This is a genomic window from uncultured Stenotrophomonas sp. (assembly GCF_913778665.1).
Classification (GTDB): Bacteria; Pseudomonadota; Gammaproteobacteria; order Xanthomonadales; family Xanthomonadaceae; genus Stenotrophomonas.
This window is the reverse complement of the sequence record NZ_CAJYVQ010000009.1, coordinates 330,083-355,884: the sequence shown is the minus strand read 5'-3', so window position 1 is coordinate 355,884 and position 25,802 is coordinate 330,083. Positions and strand designations below refer to the sequence as shown.

The window sequence follows — 25,802 nt, the reverse complement described above, 5'->3', positions numbered from 1 at the left end:
CAACTGACCGGCGTGCAGCGCGCGGCCGTACTGCTGCTGTCCCTGGGTGAGCTGGACGCGGCCGAAGTGCTGCGCCACATGGAGCCCAAGGAGGTGCAGAAGATCGGCATCGCCATGGCCACCATGACCGACATCACCCGCGAGCAGGTGGAACGGGTGATGGACCAGTTCGGCCAGGAGCTGGGTTCGAAGACCTCGCTGGGCGTGGGTTCGGACGACTACATCCGCAACATGCTGGTGCAGGCACTGGGCAGCGAGAAGGCCGGCAACCTGATCGACCGCATCCTGCTCGGCCGCAACACCACCGGCCTGGACGCGCTGAAGTGGATGGACCCGCGCGCGGTGGCCGATCTGGTGCGCAACGAGCACCCGCAGATCATCGCCATCGTGATGGCGCACCTGGAAACCGACCAGGCCGCCGACGCGCTGAAGCTGCTGCCCGACCGCACCCGCGTCGACGTGCTGCTGCGCATCGCCACCCTCGACGGTATTCCGCCGAACGCGCTGAATGAACTCAACGAGATCATGGAGCGCCAGTTCGCCGGCAACCAGAACCTGAAGTCGTCCAACATCGGCGGCGTGCAGTGCGCGGCCAACATCCTGAACTTCATGGACAGTGGCCAGGACCAGGCCATCCTGGGCGAGATCGCGCGCATCGACGCGCCGTTGAGCAACCGCATCCAGGACCTGATGTTCGTGTTCGACGACCTGGTCGATCTGGACGATCGCGAAATGCAGCTGGTGCTGCGCGAAGTGAGCGGCGAGCGCCTGGGCCTGGCCCTGCGCGGCGCGGACATCAAGGTGCGCGACAAGATCACCCGCAACATGTCGCAGCGCGCGGCGGAAATCCTGCTGGAAGACATGGAGGCCCGTGGCCCGGTCCGCCTGTCCGACGTGGAAGGCGCGCAGCGCGAGATCCTGGCCATCGTCAAGCGCATGGCCGATGAGGGCACCGTTACCATCGGCGGCAGCGCGGAGGCCATGCTGTGAGCAACGTCGTGCGCTGGCTTGCCCCGGACCTGTTGGCCCAGCCCGAACCGGTGCGGGAACAGGAGGACGTGTTCGAGCTTACCGAGCTCGACCCGGACCACGAGCCGGAACCGCCGCTGCAGCTGCCCACGCTGGAGGAAATCCAGGCGATCCAGGACAGCGCCGAGAAGGAAGGCTTCCAGCATGGCCACGCCGATGGCTACGGCCAGGGGCAGGCCGAGGTGCGCCGACTTGTTGCGCAGATCGAGGGCATCCTCGACAACTTCAGCCGGCCGCTGGTGCGGCTGGAGAATGAAGTGGTCGGCGCCCTCGGCGAACTGGCGGTGCGCATTGCCGGTGCGCTGGTCGGGCGCGCCTACGAAGCTGATCCGGCGCTGCTGGCACAGCTGGTCGGCGAGGCGATCGACGCGGTCGGCGGCAGTACCCGCGAAGTCGAAGTGCGCCTGCACCCGGACGACATCGCCGCCCTCGCCCCCTTGCTGAACCTGTCGCCGCAGCAACGTCTGGTGCCCGACACCAGCCTCAGCCGCGGCGACCTGCGCGTGCACGCTGAAGCCGTGCGCATCGACGGCACCCTGGAAGCACGCCTGCGCGGCGCGCTGGATGCAGTGATCCGCCAGACCGGAGCAACCGCATGACGCCCGAACCGCAACCGATTCCGCCGCCGGCCGATTGGGCTGTGGCCCGCAACCTGCGCCTGGCCGGGCGCCTGGATGGCCTGCGCGTGGATACCGCGCATGGCCGCGGCCTGATCCGCGAGGGCGTGCTGCGCCGCGCGGTCGGGCTGACCCTGGAGGCGGTCGGCTGCGAAGCGCCGCTGGGCGCCAGCTGCAAGGTCGAAGTGGTCGACGGTGGCTGGGTCGACGCCGAGGTGGTCGGCTTCGCCGGCGAACGCACCTACCTGATGCCCAGCGCCGAACTACACGGCCTGCTGCCCAATGCGCGGGTGGTACCCTCGGCGCGCCGTGGTGGCGTGGAAGTGGGCGAAGGCCTGCTCGGCCGTGTCATCGACAGCGACGGCGTGCCGCTGGACGGCAAGGGCCCGATCCGCGCCGAAGGGCATGTCGGCATGGCCGGCGTGTCGATCAACCCCTTGGCCCGCGAGCCGATCACCCAGCCGCTGGACGTGGGCGTGCGCGCGATCAATGCGCTGCTGCCGATTGGCCGTGGCCAGCGCGTCGGCTTGTTCGCCGGCTCCGGCGTCGGCAAATCGACGTTGCTGGGCATGATGACCCGCTACACCGCCGCTGACGTGATCGTGGTCGGCCTGATCGGCGAACGTGGCCGCGAAGTGCGCGACTTCGTTGAAAGCACCCTGGGCGAGGAAGGCCTGCGCCGCGCCGTGGTGGTCGCCAGCCCCGCCGACCGACCGCCGCTGGCGCGCCTGCATGGCGCCTACCGTGCCACGGCCATCGCCGAGTGGTTCCGCGACCAGGGCTTGAACGTGCTGCTGCTGATGGATTCGCTGACCCGTTTTGCCCAGGCGCAACGCGAGATCGGCCTGTCGGTGGGCGAACCGCCGACCACCCGCGGCTATCCGCCTTCGGTGTTCGCCAAGCTGCCGGCGCTGGTCGAACGTGCTGGTAACGGTGCCAAGGGCCGCGGCTCGATCACTGCGTTCTACACCGTGCTGACCGAAGGCGATGACCCGCAGGACCCGATCGCCGACGCGGCGCGCGCGATCCTCGACGGCCACATCCTGCTCTCGCGTCGCGTCGCCGACAGTGGCCTGTACCCGGCCATCGACGTCGAATCGTCGGTCAGCCGCGTGGTCACGGAAATCGCCGACGAGCCGTGGCGCCTGCGCATCCGCAAGTTGAAGCGACTGGTCTCGGCCTACTCGGCCAACCGTGACCTGATCGCCATCGGTGCCTACCAGCGCGGCAACGACGCGGCCACCGATGAAGCCCTGGAACGCTGGCCGGAAATCATGGAGTTCCTCGGCCAGGACGTTGCCAAGGCCGCAGATCTCCCGCACAGCCAGGCGGCACTGCAGCGCCTGGTGGAACAAGAGAGTTAAGCCATGAACCAGTCCAAGCGCATCGATCCCCTGCTCAAGCGGGCCCAGGAACACGAGGACGCGGTCGCCCGCGACCTCGCCGAACGCCAGCGCGCGCTCGATACCCACCTATCGCGCCTGGACGAACTGCGCCGCTACGCAGAGGAATATGCATCGCAGCAGATGGCCGACGCACAGATGGCAGCGACCAGCCCCGCCCAGCTGCTCAACCGCCGCGCCTTCCTCGATCGCCTCGACAGCGCGGTGGAACAGCAGCAGCGCACGGTGGACGGCAACCGCGAAAAGGTCGAAGCCGAGCGCGCGCGGCTGATCCTGGCCAGCCGGGACAAGGCCGTGCTGGAACAGTTGGCGGCCAGCTACCGTGCGCAGGAAAAGGTGGTGACCGACCGTCGCGACCAGCGCGAAATGGATGACATCGGCGCGCGCCGTGCACGCCTGGTGCAGGCTGAGGACCAGGAAGGCGGCGAGCAGGGAGGCCGCTCGTGATGCCCGCCCCGCTCGCCAGCAGCGCCAACACGCAGCCGCAGAACGCAGGCGCTGGTGCAACGCGCGCATCACGCAATGACGGTGGCAAGGATTTCGGCCAGCTGCTGCAGGGCGGCCCCCCTGCCCCAGCGACTGCCGCGAACGGAAAACCCTCGCCCACGCCCGCCACAACGGGACAGGCCGCCAACGCGGACGGAAACGGCCAGGCCGCCACCGAACGCGCGCCGGATACCGACGCGCTGGCCGGCGAAACGCCAGTGCCGGCTGCGCAGCCAGCGGCCCGGTCCGGCCCCAGCCAGGAAAAGGACACCGCCGTCAGGAACGACGACGCACCGTGGCCGCCGCTGGGCCTGGCCGGCCTCGCGCTGGCCGTGCCGGTGACGATCGACCCGGCGGCCGCGCTGCCCAGCACGCCCGCGCCGACGCCCGCTGCGGACGGCAGCACTGCCGCGGCAGCGGCGACCACCGCCTCGCCCGCGCTGCCCGCGGCCGCCGCGGCAACCTCGGCTGGGCCCGCGGCCGCCGCGAACGCCGGCGCGCCGTCCAGCCAGAGCGATGATGCCTCCGCACTGCCCTTGCCGGAGATGATCCTGCCAGGCAGCAAACGCGGCAATCGCGGCGACGGCAGCGACCCGACCACGATCGGCGACCGCGTCGCCGCACCGCTTCTGCACGCCCCTTCCCCCGCAGCGCTGCAGGACCTGAAGGCCGCGCTGGCCACCGGCGCGGCGGTGTTCAATGGCGAACCGACGCCCAGGCCGGTGCTCGGTGACGATGGTTTCGACCAGGCTATCGGCGCGCGCCTGGGCTGGCTGGCCGACCAGAAGATCGGCCATGCCCACATCCGCCTCAGCCCAGATGACATGGGTCCGGTCGACGTGCGCCTGCAGTTGAATGGCGACAAGGTGCACGCCAGCTTCAGCAGCCCGCACGTGGAGGTGCGCCAGGCGTTGGAAAGCAGCCTGCCACGCCTGCGTGAACTGCTCGGCGAACAGGGCTTCCAGCTGGCCCACGCCGATGTCGGCCACCAGGCGTCGGGCGGCGACGGCAATGCGTCGGGGCAGCCTGGCTCCGGCGGCATGGCCGGTGCCGGAGAACCGTCGCCGGGCGACGCCAGCGTGTCGTCTGCGCAGTTGATCCGCCAGCGCGGGTTGCTGGACGCGTACGCCTGACGGGTGTGCCAACCAGGGTTGGCACCCACCAGAGCAGGGCGGCTGGCATCTGCCAGCATCGCGTTGGCGGGTGCGGCGCTTGCTCCGCACGGCCCCACGGCACCCCGACGGAATTCTGTCACCCCCCCCTCGGCCCCGCCTTCGGCACACCCCTTGCATGTTCCGGTGAAGCAACCCTCAGGAGCTTCACCCCGTGGCCGCAGCCGCTGACAAAACCAAGAAGATCACCGAGAAGGACAAGGCTGCCAAGCCGCGCAGTCCGATCCTGATCACTGCCCTGGTAGCCGTACTGGCCGCCGCAGCCGCCGGTGGCGGCGTCTGGTTCTTCACCCAGTCCAAGCACGAAGAAAAGGCCGCGCAGGCCCCGAAGAAGAGCGCGACCCCGGCCCCGGCACAGTACTTCGCGCTGGACCCGGCCTTCGTCGTCAACCTCAACGGCCCGGTCGACGGCCCGCGCTACCTGCAGCTGGAAGTGCAGCTGATGACCCGCGACCCGGCGGCGCTGGAAGCGATCAAGACCCATGCACCGGCCATCCGTGCGCGCCTGCTGATGCTGTTCTCGCAGGTCAGCCCCGACCAGATCGCCGACCTTGCCGGCAAGCAGAAGCTACAGGCCAGTGCGCTCGCCGAAGTGCAGAAAGTGCTCAAGGCCGAGACCGGCAGCAATGGCGCCGACGATCTCCTGTTCACCAGCTTCGTGACCCAGTAAGGGCCCACCGATGAATGACCTGCTGTCCCAGGACGAGATCGATGCCCTGCTCCACGGCGTGGACAGTGGCGCGGTCGAGACCGATGCGGAACCGCCGTCCGGCGAAGCACGTTCGTACGACTTCGCTAGCCAGGACCGCATCATCCGCGGTCGCATGCCGACCTTGGAAATGGTCCACGAGCGTTTCGCACGGCTGTGGCGGATCGGCCTGTTCAACCTGATCCGGCGCTCGGCCGAGCTGTCGGTGCGCGGCATCGAACTGATCAAGTTCAACGACTACATGCACTCGCTGTATGTACCGACCAACCTGAACCTGATCCGCTTCAAGCCGCTGCGTGGCACCGGCCTGATTGTGTTCGAGCCGACCCTGGTGTTCGCCATCGTCGACAACTTCTTCGGCGGCGACGGGCGCTACCCGACCCGCATCGAAGGCCGCGAGTTCACCGCCACCGAAATGCGGGTCATCCACCTGCTGCTGAAGCAGACCTTCGCCGACCTGCGCGAGGCCTGGGCGCCGGTGATGGATGTCGACTTCGAATACATCAATTCGGAGATCAACCCGCACTTCGCCAACATCGTGACGCCGCGCGAGTACGTGGTGGTATGCCGCCTGCATGTCGAACTCGACGGCGGTGGCGGCGACATCCACGTGACCCTGCCGTACTCGATGCTCGAGCCGATCCGCGAACTGCTCGACGCCGGCATCCAGAGCGACCGCAACGACCGCGACGAGAGCTGGGGCCAGACCCTGCGCGAGCAGCTCAACATCGCCGAAGTGACCCTGTCCAGCGTGCTGGCCAGCAAGCGCATGACCCTGCGCGACCTGACCCGGCTGAAAGTCGGCGACATCCTGCCGATCGACCTCAGCCCGCAGGTGCCGCTGTGCGTAGAGAACATCCCGGTGTTCACCGGTGAGTTCGGCATCGCCAACGGCATGAACGCCGTGAAGATCACCGCTACCCATCCGCCGGGCACCCGTCCGCGCGTACCCGTCATCCAGGAAGACCCGCAATGAACGATATCGACGCCCTCGAACCCACCCCGGCCCAGTTCAGCAGCCTGCAGGCCGACGAGGCGAACGGCCCGGACCTGAACCTGGACGTGATCCTGGACGTTCCGGTGACGCTGTCGCTGGAAGTCGGTCGCGCGCGCCTGCCGATCCGCAACCTACTGCAGCTCAACCAGGGCTCGGTGGTGGAACTGGAACGCGGCGCCGGCGAATCGCTGGATGTGTTCGTCAACGGCACCCTGATCGCCCATGGCGAAGTGGTGGTGATCAACGACCGCTTCGGCGTGCGCCTGACCGACGTGGTCAGCCCGAGCGAGCGGATCCGGAGACTGCGTTGAGCCCGCTGGCCTCCACCCTGCTGGCCGTCGGCAAGGCCGCTACGCCGGTCGGCCAGCACGCGGCCGCCGCACCGAGCCTGTTCGGTGCGGTGCTGGCGCTGCTGGCGGTGCTGGCCCTGGTCATCGGACTGGGCTGGCTGCTCAAGCGGCTGCCCGGCAGTGGCTTCCGCCCGGCCGAGGGCATGAAGCTGGTGGCCAGCCTGAGTGTCGGTGCCAAGGAGCGCGTAGTGGTGGTGGAGGTCAACGGCCAGCAGCTGCTGCTGGGCGTCACCGCCGGCGGCATCAACGCCCTGCATACCCTGTCCGAGCCGCTGCCGCCGCCCGCGCCGGTGCGCGTGCCGGACTTCAAGAACCTGCCGAATTTCGCCCAGCTGCTGCAGCAGCGGCTGCGCAAGGACCCCTGACATGCGTGTCGCCCGTACCCGATTTGCCACCCTGATGCCGTGGCTGCTGTTGCTTGCCCTGTGCCTGTTGCCGGCGCTGGCGTTCGCCGCCCCCGGCGCGCCGACCACGCCGCTGCCGGACATCAACGTCGGCAAGATCGGCGGCGCACCGGTGAGTCTGCCGCTGCAGACCCTGCTGCTTATGACGGCGATCACCCTGATCCCGTCGATGCTGCTGGTACTGACTTCGTTTACCCGCATCATCATCGTGCTGGGCCTGCTGCGGCAGGCGCTGGGCACCGGGCAGACGCCGTCCAACCAGGTGCTGCTGGGCCTGGCCCTGTTCCTCACCGCGATGATCATGCTGCCGACCTGGGACAAGGCCTGGAGCACCGGCATGGCGCCCTACCTCAACGGCGACATCGACTTCCAGACCGCCTGGACGCTGACCACCACGCCGCTGCGCGCCTTCATGCTGGCGCAGATCCGCGAGACCGACCTGATGACCTTCGCCGGCATCGCCGGGCACGGCACCTACGCCAGCCCCGACGCGATCCCGTTCCCGGTGCTGGTCGCCTCGTTCGTCACCAGCGAGCTGAAGACCGCCTTCGAGATCGGCTTCCTGATCTTCATCCCGTTCGTGATCATCGATCTGGTGGTGGCCAGCGTGCTGATGTCGATGGGCATGATGATGCTGTCGCCGATGCTGGTGTCGGCCCCGTTCAAGATCCTGCTGTTCGTGCTGGTCGATGGCTGGGTGCTGACCGTGGGCACGCTGGCAGCCAGTTTCAATCCGGCTTGATCCCACCCCGTAACGGCCGTCGAGCATGGCTCGACGCTACATGAGCGTCGCCGGGCACGGCCCAGCGCTACCGATGGAAAAACCATGTCTCCCGAACTTGCCTTGACCGAACTGCGTGGCGGCCTGATCACCGTGTTGTGGGTGGCCGGCCCCCTGCTGCTCACCGTACTGGTGGTAGGCGTCGTGGTGGGCGTGGTGCAGGCCGCGACCCAGCTCAACGAACCCACCATCGCATTCGTGGCCAAGGCGGCAGCACTGACCGCGGTGCTGTTCGCGCTGGGCAGCCTGCTGATCGGCCACCTGGTGGAATTCACAACGCTGCTGTTCCAGCGCATCCCGCATCTGATCGGCTAGGGTGCGCGCTTCGATGGACGCCGCCACCCAGATGACGGCCGACGGCCTGCAGGCCTTCGGCATGATCGGCACCGTGCTGTGGACCATGCTGCGCATCGGCGCGGTGGCCCTGGCCATGCCCATGGTCGGTACCCGTGCGGTACCGGCGCGGATCCGCGTGATCCTGGCCGGCACCCTGGCCATCGCACTGGCACCGCTGCTGCCGCCGGTGCCGCAGTGGACCGGCTTCGATGCCGCCACCGTACTGACCATCGCCCGTGAACTGGCCATCGGCGTGGCCATCGGCTTCCTGCTGCGGCTGGTGTTCGAGGCCGGCGCACTGGCCGGCGAACTGATCGCCCAGGGTACCGGCCTGGCCTTCGCGCAGATGAGCGACCCGCTGCGTGGCGGTACTTCCGGCGTGATCGGGCAATGGTTCTACCTGATGTTCGGCCTGCTGTTCTTCACCGCCAACGGTCATCTGGCGCTGATCTCGCTGGTGGTGGACAGCTACCGGGCGCTGCCGATCGGCGCCCCCCTGCCCGACCCGCACGCCTTCTTCAGCATCGCCCCGACCTTCCTGCTGACCGTGCTGCGCGGCGCGCTGACCCTGGCCATCCCGCTGACAGTGGCGATGCTGGCGGTGAACCTGGCCTTCGGCGTGCTGGCTCGAGCCGCGCCGGCGCTGAACCCGATCCAGCTCGGCCTGCCGGTCTCGCTGCTGCTGGGCCTGTTCCTGCTGACCCTGCTGGCCGGGGAAATGGGCCCGCCGGTGCAGCGCCTGTTCGACGCCGCCTTCCAGGCCGCCGACGCGGTCACGCGCTGACCCGCCCTCCTGTAGTGCCGAGCCCACGCTCGGCTACAGCGTCGGCCCATGGCAGTCGAGCACGGCTCGACGCTGCAAGGGCGAAGCTCGGCGCTGCCCGCGGGCGAGCGGGCCGGATTTCACGTTTTGCTGCTTGCTCTGTCCCCGGGTCTGCGCGTTAGAGTCGACGGGTGGCGCCCAGGGGGAGCGCCGCACCTGGCCGGCATGCTGCGTCGGCCTGCCTCATGCATGCCCCACCGTAGTTTCCGTCGACAGGCAAGTCCGGGAGACTGACGAATGCTGGTAGGCACGTACAACCCGTGGCTGGTGGCGATTTCGTTGCTGGTCGCTGTGATGGCTTCCTACACCGCGCTGGCCATGGCCGGGCGCACGGTCACCGCCCCCGGCAAGGGCGCGGCATGGTGGTGGCGGTTCGGCGGCGGCTGCGCCATGGGCCTGGGCATCTGGTCGATGCACTTCATCGGCATGCTCGCCTTCGACCTGCCGATTCCGCTGGGCTACGACCTGCCGATCACCCTGCTCTCGCTGGCGCTGGCGATCGCTTCATCGGTATTCGCGCTGTGGCTGGTGTCCTTGCGCACCTTGCCGCACCCACGCCTGGCCGGCGGTGCGGTATTGATGGGCACCGGCATTGCCGGCATGCACTACGTCGGCATGGCCGCCATGCGCATGCAGCCCGGTATCGACTACGCCCCGGGCTGGTTGCTGTTCTCGCTGCTGGTTGCGGTGGCGGCGTCGTGGACCGCGCTGTATGTGGCGTTCCGGCTGCGCGCGCAGCGCACCCGCGTTGGTGACCGACTCGCGGCGGCGGGCCTGCTCGGGCTGGCCATCGTCGGCATGCACTACACCGGCATGGCCGCTGCGCGCTTCCCGGAAGGCAGCATCTGCGGTGCCGCCGTCGGCGATGGGCTGCAGAGCGAATGGCTGGCGATGCTGGTGGTGGTACTGACGGTGGCGATCCTGGCGGTGGTGCTGGTGGTCTCATGGATGGACCAGCGGGTGGAAGCGCAGCTGCTGCGCCTGCGCAACTCGATGCTGAGTACCTCGCTGACCGATGCCCAGCAGGAACTGACCCAGGCCGCGCTGCATGATCCACTCACCCGCCTGCCCAACCGGCTGCTGCTGCAGCGACGCATCGTGCAAGCGCTGGCCGAGGCCGAACAGGGCGGCAGCCGCTTCGCGGTGATGTTCATGGACCTGGACGGCTTCAAGCAGGTCAACGATGCCTATGGCCACCAGGCCGGCGACGCGCTGCTTGTGGCGGTGGCCGAGCGTACCCGCCAGCTGCTGCGCCCGCATGACCTGCTGGCACGGCTGGGCGGCGACGAGTTCGTGCTGGTGGTGCGCATCGAGCATGACGAGGACCTGCCGACCCTGGCCCGGCGCATCCTGCAGGCCGTCGGGAGTGGGCCGCTGCTGCCGGACAACGAACTGCAGGTGACCGCCAGCATTGGCGTGGCGATCTGCCCCGACCACGCCGCCAGCGAGCGCCAGCTGATGGCCTTTGCCGATGCGGCGATGTATCAGGCCAAGGAATCGGGGCGCAACGCCTTCGTGCTGTTCGCCGACTGGATGAACGACAGTGCCGAGCAGCAGTTCCGCCTGCTGGCCGACCTGCGCCGCGCCATCGGCAGCGAGCAGCTGTTCATGAACTACCAGCCGAAGATCCGCGTGGCTACCCAGAAGGTAGCCGGTGCCGAGGCGCTGATCCGCTGGCGCCACCCGGAGCACGGCCTGATTCCGCCGGACCGTTTCATCCGCCTGGCCGAGCGCAGCGGCGCGATCAACGACATCGGCCGCTGGGCGCTGGACCAAGCCTGCCAGCAGCTGCGCCACTGGCACGATGCCGGCCACGAAGGCTGGTCAATGTCGGTGAACCTGTCGCCGGTGCAGTTCGGCTCGCCGCACCTGCTCCAGGACGTACGCGCGGTGATCGAGCGCTACAATATCGCGCCACGGCACCTGGTGCTGGAGATCACCGAAAGCACGGTGATGCGCGATACCGATACCAGCCTGCGCCTGCTGCAGGCCCTGTCGGCGCTGGGCGTGGGCATTTCCATCGACGACTTCGGCACCGGCTATTCCAGCCTGCTGTACCTGAAGCGGCTTCCGGCCACCGAGATCAAGATCGACCACGCCTTCGTGCGCGACCTGGAGCACAGCGCCGAGGACGTGGTGATCGTCTCGGCCATCGTGGCACTGGGCCACGCGCTGGACATGGACATCGTGGCCGAGGGCGTGGAGACCGCCGCGCAGCGCGCCTACCTGGAGCGGCTGGGCTGCGACTACCTGCAGGGCTACCTGCTCGGCCGCCCGGTGGACGCGGCGCGCTTCATGCAGCTGCATGATCTGCCGCGGCCGCGCATCGAACTGGCGCAGAGCCCGCCGCAACAGCATCCGCCCGGATAGCGCCGCGCGGCGCGCCCTTCCGCCACCACGGAACGGTTCTTGCACGCACTCCGGCATCCCCTGCCGCAGTGCCTGTGATGTCCGAGAACGAATCCGCCGGCGAAAAGACCGAACAACCGACCGAAAAACGCCTGCGCGACGCGCGTGAACAGGGCAACCTGCCGCGCTCGCGCGAACTCGGCACGGCCGCCGTATTCGGCGCCGGCGTGCTGGCGGTGATGGCCATGAGCGGCTCGATCGGCCGCGGTGCCACGGCCTGGATGAAGCAGGCGCTGAGCCCGGAACAGAGCCTGCGGCAAAACCCGAAGGAACTGTTCGGCCACTTCGGCGACCTGCTGCTGCAGTTCCTGCTGGTGATCGCACCGCTGGTGCTGGTCTGCCTGCTGGCCAGCTTCGTCGCCCCGCTGGTGATGGGCGGCCTGCGCTGGTCGCAGAAGGCGTTGCTGCCCGACATCAACCGCATGAACCCGATGAGCGGGTTCAAGCGCCTGTATGGGCCGGAGGCCATCGCCGAGTTCACCAAGTCGCTGCTGCGCGTGGCCTTCGTCGGCGTGGCCGCCGGACTAGTGGTCTGGAGCGGCTTCGACACCTTGCGCGGGCTGATCCATCACCCGCTGGAAACCGCCATCACTGACGGCTTGGGCTTCACCCTGCGCCTGCTGCTGGCCACCGCCGGGGCGATGCTGGTACTGGCCGCCATCGACGCGCCCTACCAGCGCTGGAACTGGATGCGCAAGCTGAAGATGACCCGTGAAGAGCTGCGCCGGGAAATGAAGGAAAGCGAAGGCAGCCCCGAGGTGAAGGGCCGGATCCGCCAGCTGCAGCAGCAGATGGCCAACCGACGGATGATGGAAGCGGTGCCCACCGCCGATGTGGTGGTGGTCAACCCCACCCACTACGCGGTGGCCCTGAAGTACGAAGGCGGAGCCATGAACGCCCCGACCGTGGTTGCCCTGGGCGTGGACGAGACCGCCCTGCGCATCCGTGAAGTGGCCGACGGCAACAAGGTGGCGATTGTCTCTGCCCCGCCTTTGGCACGCGCCTTGTATCGGGAAGGCCAACTCGGAAAGGAAATCCCCGTGAGACTGTATTCGGCCGTCGCCCAGGTCCTGTCCTACGTCTACCAGTTGCGCGCCTGGCGCACTGGCCCGATGCCGGACGCCCCGCACATCCAGGTGGATGAATTCGGCAAGGGAGGCCGCCCGTGAGCGCCCAGCCCTCGACCGGTTTCAATACCCGCCGCGCCCTGGAAATGATCCGCCAGGGGCTTGGCGCACCGCTGATCGTGCTGGCCCTGCTGGCCATGGTGGTGGTGCCGCTGGCCGCGCCGGTGCTCGATGCGCTGTTCACCTTCAACATCGCCATCTCGCTGATGGTGCTGCTGGCGGTGGTCTACGTGAAGCGCCCGCTGGATTTCACCATCTTCCCGATCGTGCTGCTGATCACCACCATGCTGCGGCTGGCGCTGAACGTGGCCTCCACCCGCGTCATCCTGCTCAACGGCCAGAACGGCCACGACGCTGCCGGCAAGGTCATCGCCGCCTTCGGCGAATTCGTGATCGGCGGCAACTACGCCGTCGGCATCGTGGTGTTCGCGATCCTCACCATCATCAACTTCGTGGTGATCACCAAGGGCGCAGGCCGCGTCTCCGAAGTGACTGCGCGCTTCATCCTGGACGCGATGCCTGGCAAGCAGATGGCGATCGATGCCGACCTCAACGCCGGTTTGCTGACGCGTGAAGAAGCCAAGCTGCGCCGTGAAGAGGTCCGCGAGGAAGCCGACTTCTACGGCGCGATGGACGGCGCCAGCAAGTTCATCCGCGGCGACGCCATCGCCGGCATCCTGATCCTGTTCATCAACATGCTCGGCGGCCTGGCCGTGGGCGTGCTGCAGCATGGCATGCCGTTTGGCGACGCCGCCGCCACCTACACCCTGCTTTCCATCGGTGACGGCCTGGTGGCACAGCTGCCGGCACTGCTGGTGTCCAGCGCGGTGGCGATGCTGGTCACCCGCGCCTCGCGCTCGCAGGACATGGCCCAGGCCATGACGGGCCAGGTGTTTGGCCAGTACCGTGCACTGGCGATCACTGCCGGCATCATCGGCGTGGTCGGCCTGGTGCCGGGCATGCCCAACGTCGCTTTCCTGACGCTGGCGGCGATCCTCGGCTTCATCGCCTGGAAGGTCTATCGCAAGGGCAAGGCCGCCGCCACCGATCCTGCAGCCGCAGGCAATGAAGCCGCCGCGCTCAATGCACTGGGCCGCCCGGCCGCACCGGCACCGACCGCCGAACTGAGCTGGGACGAGCTGCGTCCGGTCGATCCGCTGGGGCTGGAGGTTGGCTACCGGCTGATCCCCCTGGTCGACAGCAACCAGGGCGGCGAACTGATGGCGCGCATCAAGGGCGTGCGCCGCAAGCTGACCCAGGATGTCGGCTTCCTGATCCCGTCGGTGCACATCCGCGACAACCTGGAGCTGCCGGCCAATGGGTACCGCGTGCTGGTGCACGGCGTGCCGGTGGCTACCGCCGAAATCCATCCGGACCGCGAACTGGCGCTGGACCCGGGCAGTGCGCTCGGCGCGCTCGAAGGCATTGCCGGCAAGGACCCCGCGTTCGGCCTGGATGCCACCTGGATCCAGCCGCACCAGCGTGCCCAGGCTGAAACGCTGGGCTACACCGTGGTCGACCCGGCCACGGTTGTCGCCACCCACCTCTCGCACCTGATCCGCGAACACGCGCCGGAACTGCTCGGCCACGAGGAAGTGCAGCACCTGCTGGCCAACCTGGCCAAGAGCGCGCCCAAGCTCGTCGAGGATCTGACGCCGAAGGCGCTGCCGCTGTCGGCGGTGGTGCGCGTGCTGCAGAACCTGCTGGTGGAGCGCATTCCGATCCGCCAGCTGCGCAAGATTGCCGAAGCACTGGTCGAACACGCGCCCAGCAGCCAGGACCCGGCCGTGCTCACCGCCGCCGTGCGTACCGCGCTGGGCCGCTTCATCGTGCAGGAGATCGCCGGAATGTCGGCGGAGCTGCCGGTCTTCACCCTCAACCCGCAATTGGAACGTGTCTTGCAGGAGTCCACGCAGGGCAACGGCGCCGCGCTGGAACCCGGACTCGCTGAGCGACTGCACCAGAGCCTGGCCGAATGTGTCAGCAAGCAGGAAGCCCGCAACGAGCCCGCGGTCGTGCTGGTACCTGGCCCGGTGCGCGCCGCGCTGGCCCGCCTGGTCCGCCACAGCGTTCCGTCGCTGTCGGTCCTGGCCTACAGCGAGGTGCCGGAGGACAAGCGCCTGAAGCTGGTCGGAACGATCAGCTGACGCCGCCCTCCGATGCGCCAGAAAACAGACACCACTTTCGAACCAACGCAACAGACAGATACCAAGGGGAACCCGCACCGTGCAGACCACCGACCACCCGAGTTCCCCGACCGCCACCCCGCCGTCTTCGTCCCGTGACCACAGCATGAAAATCAAACGATTCGTCGCCGCCGACATGCGCTCGGCCATGAACCTGGTGCGCAAGGAACATGGTCCTGACGCCGTGATCCTGTCCAACCGCCGGATCGAGGAAGGCATCGAGATCGTCGCCGCCGCGAACTATGACGAGAGCGCCGTGCAGCGTGCACTGGAAGCCTCGCGCCGTGACGTGGCACCGCCGCCGGCACCGAAGCCGCGCACCGCCGCCGATGCTGTGATCGCTGCGGTGACCCGCCGCCGCAGCGCTACCCCGGCGCCGGAGCCGGTGGCCGCCACCACCTCGGCCGTGGCCGCCCTCGCCCGTGCGGCCGTGGGTGCCACCGGCCGCACCCTGGACAGCGCCGACGAGATCGTGCCGACCCGTGGCAGCACCGGCTTCGCCGCCACTCTGGCGCGCGCCGCCGTCAACGAACCGGCGCTGCCGGAACAGATCTTCGCCCCGTTCGCCGAGGCCATCGTTGCACCGGCACCGGCCGCCAGCGCGCCAGCCAACCGTGCCCGCTTCCAGATCGACCCGCCGCACGAGATGCATCACGAAAGCGCGGCCACCGCCGTGCAGCCGCCGCCGCTGCCGGGCGCGGCTCCGACCGAAGCACAGCCGGAGATCGCCGCCAGCGAACCGGCAGTGGCCGACGCCGTCATCGAAACCTCGCCGGAGCCTACCCTCGCCCCGGCCCCGGTGCTGACCGTGGTCGCCCAGGACGACGCCGAGATCCGCCAGCTGCGCCAGGAAGTGGCCGGCATGCGCCAGGTGATCGAGCGCGAGATGAACCGCTTCACCGACGAGCGCCTGCGTGGCTGCCCGGTGCGCGCCACCGCGCTGGACCTGATGGACGAGTACGGCTTCGACGCCGGCCTGGCCCGCGACGTGGCGATGCAGATTCCGCTGGAGACCGAAGCCCACCGCGGTCGCGGCCTGATGCTGGGGCTGATCTCGCGCAAGCTTCCGATCGCCCCGGTCGATCCGCTGGAAGAAGGCGGCGTGATCGCGCTGGTCGGCCCGACCGGTGCTGGCAAGACCACCACCATCGCCAAACTGGCCTCGCGCTTCGCCGAGAGGCACGCCCCGCGTGACGTCGCACTGGTGACCACCGACACCACCCGCATCGGCGCCCGCGAGCAGCTGTACGGCTACGGCCGCCAGCTCGGCATTGCGGTGCACGAGGCCAACAGCGGCACCGACCTGGACCAGCTGCTGGAACGGCTGAAGGACTACAAGCTGGTGCTGATCGACACTGCCGGCCTGGGCCCGCGCGACCGCGCACTGGCCGCCCAGCTGCAGTGGCTGCGCGCCGCCCGACAGGTCCGCACCCTGCTGGTACTGCCGGCCAACACCAGCTTCGGCGACATGGACGAGGTGGTCCGCCGCTTCGGCGCCGCCAATCTGCAGGGCCTGGTACTGAGCAAGCTGGACGAGACCGGCCGCTTCGGCAACGCCCTGTCGGTGGCCGTGGACCATGCCCTGCCGATCACCTGGGTGACCGATGGCCAGGACGTTCCGGACGACCTGCACCGGGCCAGTGCAGCCAATCTTGTACTTCGCCTTGAAGATTTGCGCCGAGCGGCCGATATGCCCTGCAACCCGGAGTTGAACCATGCCGTCGCGTGAGTACGCCAAGCTGACCAAGACCTTCCCGCTGTCGGCCACCCGCAGCGAGCCGCTCGGCCCTGTGCGCACCATTGCCGTCACCGGCGGCAAGGGTGGCGTGGGCAAGACCAACGTCTCGGCCAACCTGGCCGTGGCACTGGCCGGCATGGGCAAGCGCACGCTGCTGCTGGACGCCGACCTCGGGCTGGCCAACATCGACGTGATCCTGGGCCTGAACCCCACCTTCACGCTGGCCGACCTCGTCGCCGGCCGCTGCTCGCTGGACGACGTCATCGTCGAGGGCCCGAACGGCGTGCTGGTGGTCCCGGCCGCGTCCGGCCGTCGCCACATGGCCGAGCTGGCCCCGGCCGAGCACGTCGGCCTGGTCAACGTGTTCTCCGAACTGGAGCGCGAGCTGGACATCATGGTGGTCGACACCGCCGCCGGCATCACTGACGGCGTGCTGACCTTCTGCCAGGCCGCACAGGACACCGTGGTGGTGGTCTGCGATGAGCCCGCTTCGATCACCGACGCCTACGCGCTGATCAAGGTGCTGTCGCGCGAACGTGGCGTGGACCGCATCCAGGTGGTGGCCAACATGGTGCGCGACCCCAATGAGGGCCGCGTGCTGTACGAAAAGCTGACCCGCGTCTGCGAGAAGTTCCTCGCCGATGTCTCGCTGAACTACCTGGGCTGCGTGCCGCAGGATGACTGGCTGCGCCTGTCGGTGCAGCGCCAGCAGCCGGTGGTGAAGGCCTATCCGTCCAGCCCGGCCGCGCTGGCGATCACCGAGATCGCCCGCCGCACCGCACGCTGGCAGGCCCCGACCGAGCCGCGTGGCGGCGTCGAGTTCTTCCTTGAGCGCATCCTCAAGCAGCGCGGGGTAGCAGCATGAAAGGGGCGGCACAGTACCGGGAAGTCCAGCGCTCGGCAGCCAACGAGGTCATCGCCCAGCATTCGGACCTGGTGCGGCGCATCGCCCACCACCTGGCCGCGCGGCTGCCGGCCAGCGTCGAAGTCGACGACCTGATCCAGGCCGGAATGATGGGCCTCATCGAAGCCTCGCGCAGCTACGACGCCGACCAGGGCGCCTCGTTCGAGACCTATGCCTCGATCCGCATCCGCGGCTCGATGATCGACGAGATCCGCCGTGGCGACTGGGTGCCGCGTTCGGTGCACCGCCGTGCGCGCGACGCTGCCGCCACCATCCGCCGCCTGGAACAGAGCAGCGGCCGTGCCGCCAGCGCCACCGAAGTGGCCGCGGCGATGGAGATGCCGCTGCCCGAATACCTGCGCCTGATGGAAGACGCCGCGCGCGGCCAGGTGCTGAGCCTGGAATCGCGCATCGAGGACCAGGGCGAGCTGGACACCGTGGCCCAGGGAGGCCCGACCCCGCAGCAGGTGCTGGAGCGCGGCGAATTCGGCCGCGAGCTGGGCAAGGCCATCGGCCACCTGCCCGAGCGCGAACAGCTGGTGCTCTCGCTCTACTACGAGCAGGAGCTGAACCTGAAGGAGATCGGCGCGGTGCTCGGCGTGAGCGAGTCGCGGGTCTGCCAGATCCACGGCCAGGCGGTGCTGCGCCTGCGTGGCCGACTGAAGATATTCGAGGCCGTCGACGCCGGCCTCGAAGAATGAACATCCCCGAGGCGGCTGCCCCCGGCCGGCCGGAATGAACAACAAAGGAACTCTGCTTTGAACAAGAACATGCGCATCCTGATCGTCGACGACTTTTCGACCATGCGTCGCATCGTCAAGAACCTGCTGGGCGATCTGGGCTTCACCAACACCGCCGAAGCCGAGGACGGGCATGCCGCGCTCTCGTTGCTGCAGAGCCAGCCGTTCGATTTCGTGGTTACCGACTGGAACATGCCGGTGATGACCGGCATCGAGCTGCTCAAGGCGATCCGCGCCGACGCCAAGCTGAAGACGCTGCCGGTGCTGATGGTCACCGCCGAAGCCAAACGCGAGCAGATCATCGAAGCGGCACAGAGCGGCGTCAATGGCTACATCATCAAGCCGTTCACCGCGCAGACGCTGGAAGAAAAGCTCGGCAAGATCTTCGAACGCCTGGCGGCCAGCGCCTGATGGATACCACGGTCGACAAGAACGCCCTCGCCCTGCGCCTGCAGGAGGCTCTGGACGCCCTGGAGTCCGGTGACGAAGCCGCCTGGCGGCAGCGCATCGACGGACTGGTCGCGCTGCGCACGCAGCCGATGATGAGCGGCCTTTCGCGGCTGGCGCGTGAGCTGGGGCAGGCGCTGGGTGAACTGCCGACCGTGCCGACCGAAGCCGGTGAACTGGACGACGCCTGCGCGCGCCTGGACCACGTGGTAGCGATGACCGAACAGGCCACCCATCGCACCCTGGACCTGGCCGAGGAATGCCGCAGCCTGACCGAACAGCTGCGCGCCGAGGGCCTGCAGCCCGGCCAGGACGCACAGCTTGAACGCATCCGCCACAACCTCACCGAGATCGCCCTGACCCAGAGCTACCAGGACCTGACCGGGCAGATCATCCGTCGCGTGGTCGGCATCGTTCGCCGCGTGCACGAAGGTTTCGGCGCGCTCGGCCTGCCGCCGGAACAGCATCGCACCGACCCGGAACTGGCCGGGCCGGCACTGAAGGGACTGGACCGCCACGCGGTCTCGCAGAACGACGCCGACGACCTCTTGTCGGATCTGGGGCTGTAAGCATGAGCGCGGTATCCGACGACATCACTGCCGATTTCATCATCGAGGCACAGGAAATCCTGGACCGCCTGGGCGAACAGCTGGTGTCGCTGGAGCAGGCGCCGCGGGACAGTGAGCAGCTCAACGCGGTGTTCCGCGGCTACCACACGCTGAAGGGCGGCGCCGGCTTCCTCGGCGTCACCGCCATGGTCGAGCTGTGCCACGCCGCTGAAGAAGCCCTCGGCATCGCACGTGCAGGCCAGGCCGTGCTGCAGGCCCATCACTTCGATGCGGCCCAGCAGTCGCTGGACTACCTGCAGTCGATGCTCGACGCGGTATCGTCCGGCACCGAGCCGGGCTATGCGCCGCCGGAGCTGATCGCACAGTTCGACATGCACGGCGGCGGTACCGCCGCCTCGACCGCCGTCCCACCGGCTGCCGCTGGCGACGACCTGATCACCGAAGACGAATTCGAGGCCCTGCTCGACCAGCTGCACGGCGGCAACGCGCCGACCGCGGTCGCGCCGTCGAAGAAGGCCGACGACGGCCTGATCAGCGAAGACGAGTTCGAAGCCCTGCTCGACCAGCTGCACGGTGGCGCCGCGCCTGGCAGCAAGCCGGTCGCCGCCTTGCCGGCCGCTGCACCGCCCGCGCCTCGCCCGGCCCCCGCACTTCCTGCAGCCAAGCCGCTCGCCGAAGCCGAGCATACCGTGCGCGTGGATACCAAGCGCCTGGATGCGATCGTCAACCTGATCGGCGAGCTGGTGCTGTCACGCAATCGCCTGAAGACGCTGCGCGCGCGCCTGCGCGATGAAGAGCTGGACCGCGCTGTATCGACGCTGGACATCGCCACCGCGCGCCTGCAGTCGGCGGTGATGCGCACCCGCATGCAGCCAGTGGGCAAGGTCTTCTCACGCTTCCCCAAAGTCGCCCGCGATGTCGCTCGCTCGCTGAAGAAGGAAGTGGACCTGGAACTGATCGGCGCCGAGACCGAGCTCGACCGCAACCTGGTGGAAGCACTGGCCGACCCGCTGGTGCACCTGGTCCGCAACGCCATCGACCATGGCGTGGAAATGCCCGACCTGCGCGAGGCGCAGGGCAAGCCGCGCATGGGACACGTGCGCCTGTCCGCACAGCAGGAAGGCGACTACGTCAGCGTTGAAGTGCAGGACGACGGCGCCGGCATCGACCCGGAAAAGCTGCGTGCCAAAGCACGCGAGAAGGGCCTGATCGACCCGGAAGCCGCCGCCCGCCTGAGCAGCGAGGAATGCCTGCACCTGGTGTTCCTGCCCGGCTTCTCGACCAAGCAGCAGGTCACCGACATCTCCGGCCGTGGCGTCGGCATGGACGTGGTGCAGTCGCGCATCCGCGAGCTGAGCGGGCAGATCCAGATCCAATCGGAACTGGGCCGTGGCAGCCGCTTCCTGATCCGCGTGCCGCTGACCCTGGCGATCCTGCCGACCCTGCTGGTGCAGGCCGGCGAAGACGTCTACGCACTGCCGCTGGCCCGCGTGATGGAGGTGCTGCACGCACCGCGCACCTCGCTGGGCTGGTTCGACGGCCGCGCCGTGCTCGACCGCCGCTCGCACACGCTGCCGCTGGTCGATCTGCGCCAGTGGCTGGATGTGACGCCGGCCGCCTCCCCCCTGCTGACCATCGTGGTGCTGCAGGCCGGCGAAGCACGCTTCGGGCTGGTCGTGGACCAGGTCCGCGGCCGCGAAGAGGTGGTCATCAAGCCGCTTCCGAAGGCCCTGCGTGGCCTGCGCGGTTATGCCGGTGCAACCCTGATCGGCGATGGTCGCATGGCGCTGATCCTGGATGTGGATGGCCTGCGATGACTCCGCCGGGCATGGCCCGGCGCCCCAGAAACTGTGACTCCCGTCTGTACGCGCTCTCCCGGCGTCTCAAGTCCCATTCATACACGCCGATACCAGAACCATGGATAGACTCAGCCTCATTGGACTCTTTCTCGCGCTGGCCTCGCTGGTCGGCGGCAGCATCCTCAAGGGCGCCGGCCTGGCGTCGTTGTGGTCGCCTGCGGCGTTCGTGATCGTCATCGTCGGTACCATCGCCGCGATCCTGCTGCACACCTCACCGGCCGTGTTCAAGCACGCGTTCCAGATCGTGCGCTGGGTCGTGCGCCCGCCGCACAGCGATCGCCGCGAACTGATCCAGCAGATCGTCGAGTGGAGCAACATCGCCCGCCGCCAGGGCCTGCTGGGCCTGGAGTCGCAGGTCGACGCACAGCAGGACCCGTTCCTGCGCAAGGGCCTGCAGTTGCTGGTGGACGGCGTGGAGCCCGAATCGATGCGGCACATGCTGGAGATCGAACTGGGCAGCCAGGAACACCAGGACCAGGCCGGCGCCAAGGTGTTCGAGGCGATGGGCATCTACGCGCCCACGCTGGGCATCATCGGCGCCGTGCTCGGCCTGATCGCAGTGATGAAGAACCTGGCCGACCCGAGCAAGCTCGGCCACGGCATCGCCGCCGCGTTTACCGCCACCATCTACGGCATCGCCTCGGCCAACCTGCTGTTCCTGCCGATTGCCGCCAAGCTCAAGAGTGTGATCTCGCACAACACCCGCGACCGCGAAATGGTCATCGAAGGCCTGATCTCCATCGCACAGGGCGAGAACCCGCGCAACATCGAAACCAACCTCTCCGGCTTCCTGCACTGACATGGCCCGCCGCAAGCACCACGAAGAGCACGCCAACCATGAAGCATGGGCGATTCCCTATGCCGACCTGATGACGCTGCTGCTTGCCTTCTTCGTGGTCATGTACGCGATCTCCTCGGTCAACGAGGGCAAGTACCGGATCATGGCCGACGCGCTCACCGATGCGTTCGGTGGCGCGCCGCGCACGATCAACCCGGTACAGGTCGGCAACAAGCAGGTGCAGGGCGGCGGCTGGGACAGCCCCTCGGTGATCAAGTCCGGCACCAAGATCGGCCCGTCCGCACCGGCGCCCTCGCACGACCCGACCCTGCTGCCGTCGATGGCCTCGCAGATGCGTGTGCCGGTCTCGGTGCACAACCAGGAACAGATCGCCCGCGCCGAGCGCCAGCTCAACAGCATCGCCGACCGCCTCACCGCCGCACTGGCGCCGCTGATCGACCGCGGCATGATCAGCGTGCGCCGTACCGAGTTGTGGATCGAGGTCGAGATCAACAGCGACATCCTGTTCCCCACCGGCTCGGCCGCACTGGACGTGCACGCCCGGCAGACCCTGGCCAGCCTTGCCGACGTGCTGCGCGACGTACCCAACAGCGTGCGCGTGGAAGGCCACACCGACAACGTGCCGATCGCCACCGCCACCTTCCCTTCCAACTGGGAACTGTCGGCCGGACGCGCAGCCAGCGTGGTTCACCTGTTCGCTGACCAGGGCGTGCAGCCGTCGCGACTGGCGATGGTCGGCTACGGCCAGTTCCGCCCGCGCGAAGACAACGACAGCGCGCAGGGCCGCAACCGCAACCGCCGGGTGATGGTCATCATCCTGGCCGATACCTCGCATTCGGTGGATCCGCTCGGCCAGCGCCTGAACGCGGCCACCGGCGCCACCGGCAGCACCACTACCGAACAAGCCGCCGCAACTCCGGCCAGCACACCCACCTCCCCCATCGCACCGGTGAAGTTGCCACCGGTGCCGGCTGGCAGCCGTGTCGGCGCCGCTGTTCCCCCGGCAATGAAGGAGTAAACCGATGCGCATCTGGGCAGTCGCCAACCAGAAGGGCGGAGTCGGCAAGACCACCACCACCCTCGCCCTCGGCCGCGGCCTGGCCGCACTTGGCCATCGCGTGCTGCTGATCGACCTCGATCCGCATGCCTCGCTCAGCCGCGCGTTCGGCGTACCCGTGGACCCACCGCCGGCCGGCGTGCTGGAACTGTTCGGCGCACCACCGGCCGACCTCGCCCGCCTGTGCCACGCCAGCAACATCCACGGCCTGGACTACGTCTGCGCGCAATCGGCGCTGGCCACGCTGGAGCGCCGCAGCGCCAACCAGCCCGGCCTCGGCCTGGCCCTGCAGAATGCACTGGCACGCCACCAGGGCCAGCATGACTACATCCTGCTCGACTGCGCACCGACGCTGGGCCTGCTGATGATCAATGCGCTGGCGGCGGCCGACCGCCTGATCATCCCGACCCAGGCCGAGCCGCTGGCATTGCACGGCCTGGATGGCATGGTCCGCACTGGCGAGATGGTCGAACGCTCGCGCCGCCGGCCGCTACCGATCTCGATCCTGCCGACCCTGTTCGACCGCCGCACGCGTGCCGGCAACGAATCGCTGCGCACCATGCAGGATCGTCATGGCGCGCGCGTTTGGGAAGACGCGATTCCGATCGACACCCGCATCAGCAACGCCGCCGGCCTGACCCTACCGAGCGTCGGCGAAGACTACCCGGGCCGCGGCCTGGCCGCCTACCGCCGCGCGTTGGGCTGGGTGCTGGGCGAAGACGCCCGCGCGCTGGAGCAGGCCGCATGAACAGCACCGGCGTACTGGACGATTACCTGGACGAACTGCTGGGCGAAGCGATTGTCGCGGCGCCGCCGGCCGCGCCGCACCCGGCAAGCGCAGCGCCCGGGGAACGCGAGCCCACCTGGGACGACCTGCCCGCTGAAGTGATCTACGATTCCGGGAGCGTCGCCGCCCCCCAGGCACAGGACGAAGCCGCGCTGGAAGCTGCCTTCGACGCTGCTGCCAACGGTAGCGCCGTGCCCGGCCCGGCAAGCGCAGCGCCGGCAGAACGCGAACCGACCTGGGATGACCTGCCCGCCGAAGTGATCTACGAAACCGGAAGCGTCGCCGCGCCGCCGGCGCAGGACGACGCCGCGCTGGAAGCCGCCTTCAACGCAGCCGCCCACGGTAGCGCCGTGCCCGGCCCGGCGAGCGCAGCGCCCGCAGAACGCGAACCCACTTGGGATGACCTGCCGGACGAGGTGATCTACGAAACCGATCCGGCCGGCAGCCAGTGCCTCGCCCACACCGACAGCCCCGGCCTGCAGGCCGCCTTCGAAGCGGCTGCCGGCGGCGACGATGTCGCCACGCCGCCACCAGCGGTGCTCGCGCCAGCGGCCGCCTATGCGGCGGCGCGCGCAGCGCCCGCCACTGCCGCACGCGCCGCCGCGCCACCGCCACGGGTGGCCGTAGACGCGCCCAGCGGTGATCGCCCCAGCAGCTGGCAGGAACTGCAGGCGCAGGCCCGTCAACCGGCCAGCAGCCCGCATCCGCAGAATCGCCGCGCCGGTGAACGCACCTCGCGCTGGCTGCGCCTGCGCTGTGGCACCCAGGCCTATGCCCTGGAACTGCTGAAGGTGCAGGAAGTGGTGCTGCCGGTCCCGCTGCTGCCGCTGCGCGGCACCGCTCCGGCAATGCTCGGCATCATGAACCTGCGCGGACAGGTGGTACCGGTAATGGACCTCGGCCTGCACCTGGGCGCCACTGCGACCGAGGACGACGCCCAGACCCGCATCGTGGTGCTGGAAGAAGACGGCGAAACCATCGGCTTGCGCGTGTCGGCAGTAGAAGACGTCGCCAACCTCACCGATTCGCAGATCGAACCCCCGGATACCGCCCGCATCTGCCAGATTTCCAATGATCTGTTCCGAGGCGTCGCCCGGGTCGCCCAACGCCCGATGATCCTGCTCGACGCCACACAGCTGCTGAACTGAGCCAACACTCAAAGGGGACGGAGGGGATCAAGCCGCAAATGTCCCTGCGATCAGCACGGTCGCCGTTGCCACGGGCAGCCTCGGAAGCCCGTCGGCGTTTGCGAGTTCATCCCCTCCGTCTCATTCTCATTTCGAGCGCATCGACGCACCCCGTCGATTCCCCTAAAGAACTTCTGCGGGGTGCCGTTATGGATCACGGAACCGTTTGTCCGGAGCAACGATGAGCACTGTCGAACTGGGTGGGGATCTCGGCATCGAGAGCACTACCGAGCTCAAGAACCGCCTCGCCCCGCTGGTGGCGCAGGCTGGCGAGCTGACCCTGGATGCAAGCCAGGTCGCCCGCATCCACACGGCGGCCGTGCAGGTGCTGTGTGCCTTCGTGCAGGCCCGCCGCGAAGCCGGCCTGGCCACCGGCTTCCACGGTTGCACCGCAACCTTCCTTGACGCCGCGCGCCTGCTGGGCGTCACCCAGGCCCTGGGCCTGGACGCAACCCATGACAACCTGAAATCTGTGGAGAACGCTGCATGAGCGCACGTATCTTGGTGGTGGACGATTCGGCGTCGATGCGCCAGATGGTTTCCTTCGCCCTCACCTCGGCCGGTTTTGCCGTCGAAGAAGCTGAAGACGGCGCGGTCGCGCTCGGTCGCGCCAAGGGCCAGCGCTTCAATGCGGTGGTGACCGACGTCAACATGCCGAACATGGACGGCATCGCGCTGATCCGCGAACTGCGCCAGCTGCCGGACTACAAGTTCACCCCGCTGCTGATGCTGACCACCGAATCGGCCGCCGACAAGAAGTCCGAAGGCAAAGCCGCCGGCGCCACCGGCTGGCTGGTCAAGCCGTTCAATCCCGAACAGCTGGTCGCCACCGTGCAGAAAGTGCTGGGCTGATCGCCCCGCACTGTTCCCCCTCTTCGCTTCCGGA

26 protein-coding genes and 1 pseudogene are annotated in these 25,802 nt (G+C 68.5%); all 27 read left to right on the top strand.

Features of this window, described 5'->3' with window-relative positions:
* The first annotated feature begins 3 nt into the window (after positions 1-3).
* On the top strand, positions 4-990 hold the full coding sequence (gene fliG, locus QZ853_RS13935) for a flagellar motor switch protein FliG (RefSeq protein ID WP_024958226.1): 987 nt from the start codon (positions 4-6) through the stop codon (positions 988-990).
* Entirely contained in the window at positions 987-1,628 is a 642-nt protein-coding gene (locus tag QZ853_RS13930) for a FliH/SctL family protein (RefSeq protein WP_295574300.1), read from the top strand. Before fliG ends, QZ853_RS13930 begins: the two co-directional genes overlap by 4 nt.
* Positions 1,625-3,010, top strand: coding sequence for a FliI/YscN family ATPase (locus QZ853_RS13925; protein WP_295574296.1), 1,386 nt, complete (start codon positions 1,625-1,627; stop codon positions 3,008-3,010). Before QZ853_RS13930 ends, QZ853_RS13925 begins: the two co-directional genes overlap by 4 nt.
* A 3-nt stretch (positions 3,011-3,013) precedes the next feature.
* On the top strand, positions 3,014-3,496 hold the full coding sequence (gene fliJ / locus QZ853_RS13920) for a flagellar export protein FliJ (RefSeq protein WP_295574293.1): 483 nt from the start codon (positions 3,014-3,016) through the stop codon (positions 3,494-3,496).
* A complete protein-coding gene (locus QZ853_RS13915) occupies positions 3,496-4,668 on the top strand; it encodes a flagellar hook-length control protein FliK (protein WP_295574289.1) in 1,173 nt (390 codons plus the stop codon). The genes fliJ and QZ853_RS13915 overlap by 1 nt, the downstream gene beginning before the upstream one ends.
* Before the next feature lie 193 nt (positions 4,669-4,861).
* Entirely contained in the window at positions 4,862-5,377 is a 516-nt protein-coding gene (locus tag QZ853_RS13910) for a flagellar basal body-associated FliL family protein (RefSeq protein ID WP_295574286.1), read from the top strand.
* A gap of 10 nt (positions 5,378-5,387) precedes the next feature.
* Complete coding sequence (gene fliM, locus QZ853_RS13905) at positions 5,388-6,392, top strand: flagellar motor switch protein FliM (RefSeq protein WP_295574283.1); 1,005 nt, start codon at positions 5,388-5,390, stop codon at positions 6,390-6,392.
* The gene (gene fliN / locus QZ853_RS13900; protein WP_005409543.1) at positions 6,389-6,724 is read left to right on the top strand and encodes a flagellar motor switch protein FliN; all 336 of its coding nucleotides are present in this window, start codon (positions 6,389-6,391) and stop codon (positions 6,722-6,724) included. Before fliM ends, fliN begins: the two co-directional genes overlap by 4 nt.
* Positions 6,721-7,128 carry a flagellar biosynthetic protein FliO gene (gene fliO, locus QZ853_RS13895; protein ID WP_295574280.1) on the top strand — a complete coding sequence of 136 codons (408 nt, stop codon included), beginning with the start codon at positions 6,721-6,723 and terminating at the stop codon, positions 7,126-7,128. The genes fliN and fliO overlap by 4 nt, the downstream gene beginning before the upstream one ends.
* A gap of 1 nt (position 7,129) precedes the next feature.
* Positions 7,130-7,909, top strand: a complete 780-nt coding sequence (fliP, locus tag QZ853_RS13890; protein ID WP_295574279.1) for a flagellar type III secretion system pore protein FliP — start codon at positions 7,130-7,132, stop codon at positions 7,907-7,909.
* 84 nt (positions 7,910-7,993) lie between these two features.
* Positions 7,994-8,263, top strand: coding sequence for a flagellar biosynthetic protein FliQ (locus QZ853_RS13885; RefSeq protein WP_005413254.1), 270 nt, complete (start codon positions 7,994-7,996; stop codon positions 8,261-8,263).
* 13 nt (positions 8,264-8,276) lie between these two features.
* Positions 8,277-9,068 carry a flagellar biosynthetic protein FliR gene (fliR, locus tag QZ853_RS13880; protein WP_295574277.1) on the top strand — a complete coding sequence of 264 codons (792 nt, stop codon included), beginning with the start codon at positions 8,277-8,279 and terminating at the stop codon, positions 9,066-9,068.
* Positions 9,069-9,344: 276 nt separating this feature from the next.
* Positions 9,345-11,477, top strand: coding sequence for a bifunctional diguanylate cyclase/phosphodiesterase (locus tag QZ853_RS13875; protein ID WP_295574274.1), 2,133 nt, complete (start codon positions 9,345-9,347; stop codon positions 11,475-11,477).
* 77 nt (positions 11,478-11,554) lie between these two features.
* Entirely contained in the window at positions 11,555-12,685 is a 1,131-nt protein-coding gene (flhB, locus tag QZ853_RS13870) for a flagellar biosynthesis protein FlhB (RefSeq protein ID WP_295574272.1), read from the top strand.
* Between the two features lie 44 nt (positions 12,686-12,729).
* Complete coding sequence (flhA, locus tag QZ853_RS13865) at positions 12,730-14,790, top strand: flagellar biosynthesis protein FlhA (protein WP_295574325.1); 2,061 nt, start codon at positions 12,730-12,732, stop codon at positions 14,788-14,790.
* Positions 14,791-14,935: 145 nt separating this feature from the next.
* On the top strand, positions 14,936-16,558 hold the full coding sequence (gene flhF / locus QZ853_RS13860; protein ID WP_295574270.1) for a flagellar biosynthesis protein FlhF: 1,623 nt from the start codon (positions 14,936-14,938) through the stop codon (positions 16,556-16,558).
* Entirely contained in the window at positions 16,545-17,432 is an 888-nt protein-coding gene (locus QZ853_RS13855; protein ID WP_005409532.1) for a P-loop NTPase, read from the top strand. Before flhF ends, QZ853_RS13855 begins: the two co-directional genes overlap by 14 nt.
* Positions 17,429-18,172 carry an RNA polymerase sigma factor FliA gene (locus QZ853_RS13850; protein ID WP_075674543.1) on the top strand — a complete coding sequence of 248 codons (744 nt, stop codon included), beginning with the start codon at positions 17,429-17,431 and terminating at the stop codon, positions 18,170-18,172. Before QZ853_RS13855 ends, QZ853_RS13850 begins: the two co-directional genes overlap by 4 nt.
* 57 nt (positions 18,173-18,229) lie before the next feature.
* Entirely contained in the window at positions 18,230-18,622 is a 393-nt protein-coding gene (cheY, locus tag QZ853_RS13845; RefSeq protein ID WP_006365466.1) for a chemotaxis response regulator CheY, read from the top strand.
* Entirely contained in the window at positions 18,622-19,227 is a 606-nt protein-coding gene (locus tag QZ853_RS13840) for a protein phosphatase CheZ (protein ID WP_295574267.1), read from the top strand. The genes cheY and QZ853_RS13840 overlap by 1 nt, the downstream gene beginning before the upstream one ends.
* Positions 19,228-19,229: 2 nt before the next feature.
* Positions 19,230-21,044, top strand: a complete 1,815-nt coding sequence (locus tag QZ853_RS13835; protein WP_295574264.1) for a chemotaxis protein CheA — start codon at positions 19,230-19,232, stop codon at positions 21,042-21,044.
* A 100-nt stretch (positions 21,045-21,144) separates the two neighbouring features.
* The gene (locus tag QZ853_RS13830; protein WP_295574261.1) at positions 21,145-21,885 is read left to right on the top strand and encodes a flagellar motor protein; all 741 of its coding nucleotides are present in this window, start codon (positions 21,145-21,147) and stop codon (positions 21,883-21,885) included.
* A gap of 1 nt (position 21,886) precedes the next feature.
* Positions 21,887-22,732: pseudogene (motD, locus tag QZ853_RS13825) on the top strand (flagellar motor protein MotD); the annotation flags it as partial.
* 175 nt (positions 22,733-22,907) lie between these two features.
* Positions 22,908-23,690 carry a ParA family protein gene (locus QZ853_RS13820; RefSeq protein ID WP_295574254.1) on the top strand — a complete coding sequence of 261 codons (783 nt, stop codon included), beginning with the start codon at positions 22,908-22,910 and terminating at the stop codon, positions 23,688-23,690.
* A complete protein-coding gene (locus tag QZ853_RS13815; RefSeq protein ID WP_295574251.1) occupies positions 23,687-24,877 on the top strand; it encodes a chemotaxis protein CheW in 1,191 nt (396 codons plus the stop codon). Before QZ853_RS13820 ends, QZ853_RS13815 begins: the two co-directional genes overlap by 4 nt.
* 220 nt (positions 24,878-25,097) lie before the next feature.
* A complete protein-coding gene (locus tag QZ853_RS13810) occupies positions 25,098-25,406 on the top strand; it encodes an STAS domain-containing protein (RefSeq protein ID WP_295574249.1) in 309 nt (102 codons plus the stop codon).
* The gene (locus tag QZ853_RS13805; protein WP_005409521.1) at positions 25,403-25,768 is read left to right on the top strand and encodes a response regulator; all 366 of its coding nucleotides are present in this window, start codon (positions 25,403-25,405) and stop codon (positions 25,766-25,768) included. The genes QZ853_RS13810 and QZ853_RS13805 overlap by 4 nt, the downstream gene beginning before the upstream one ends.
* Positions 25,769-25,802: the final 34 nt, after the last annotated feature.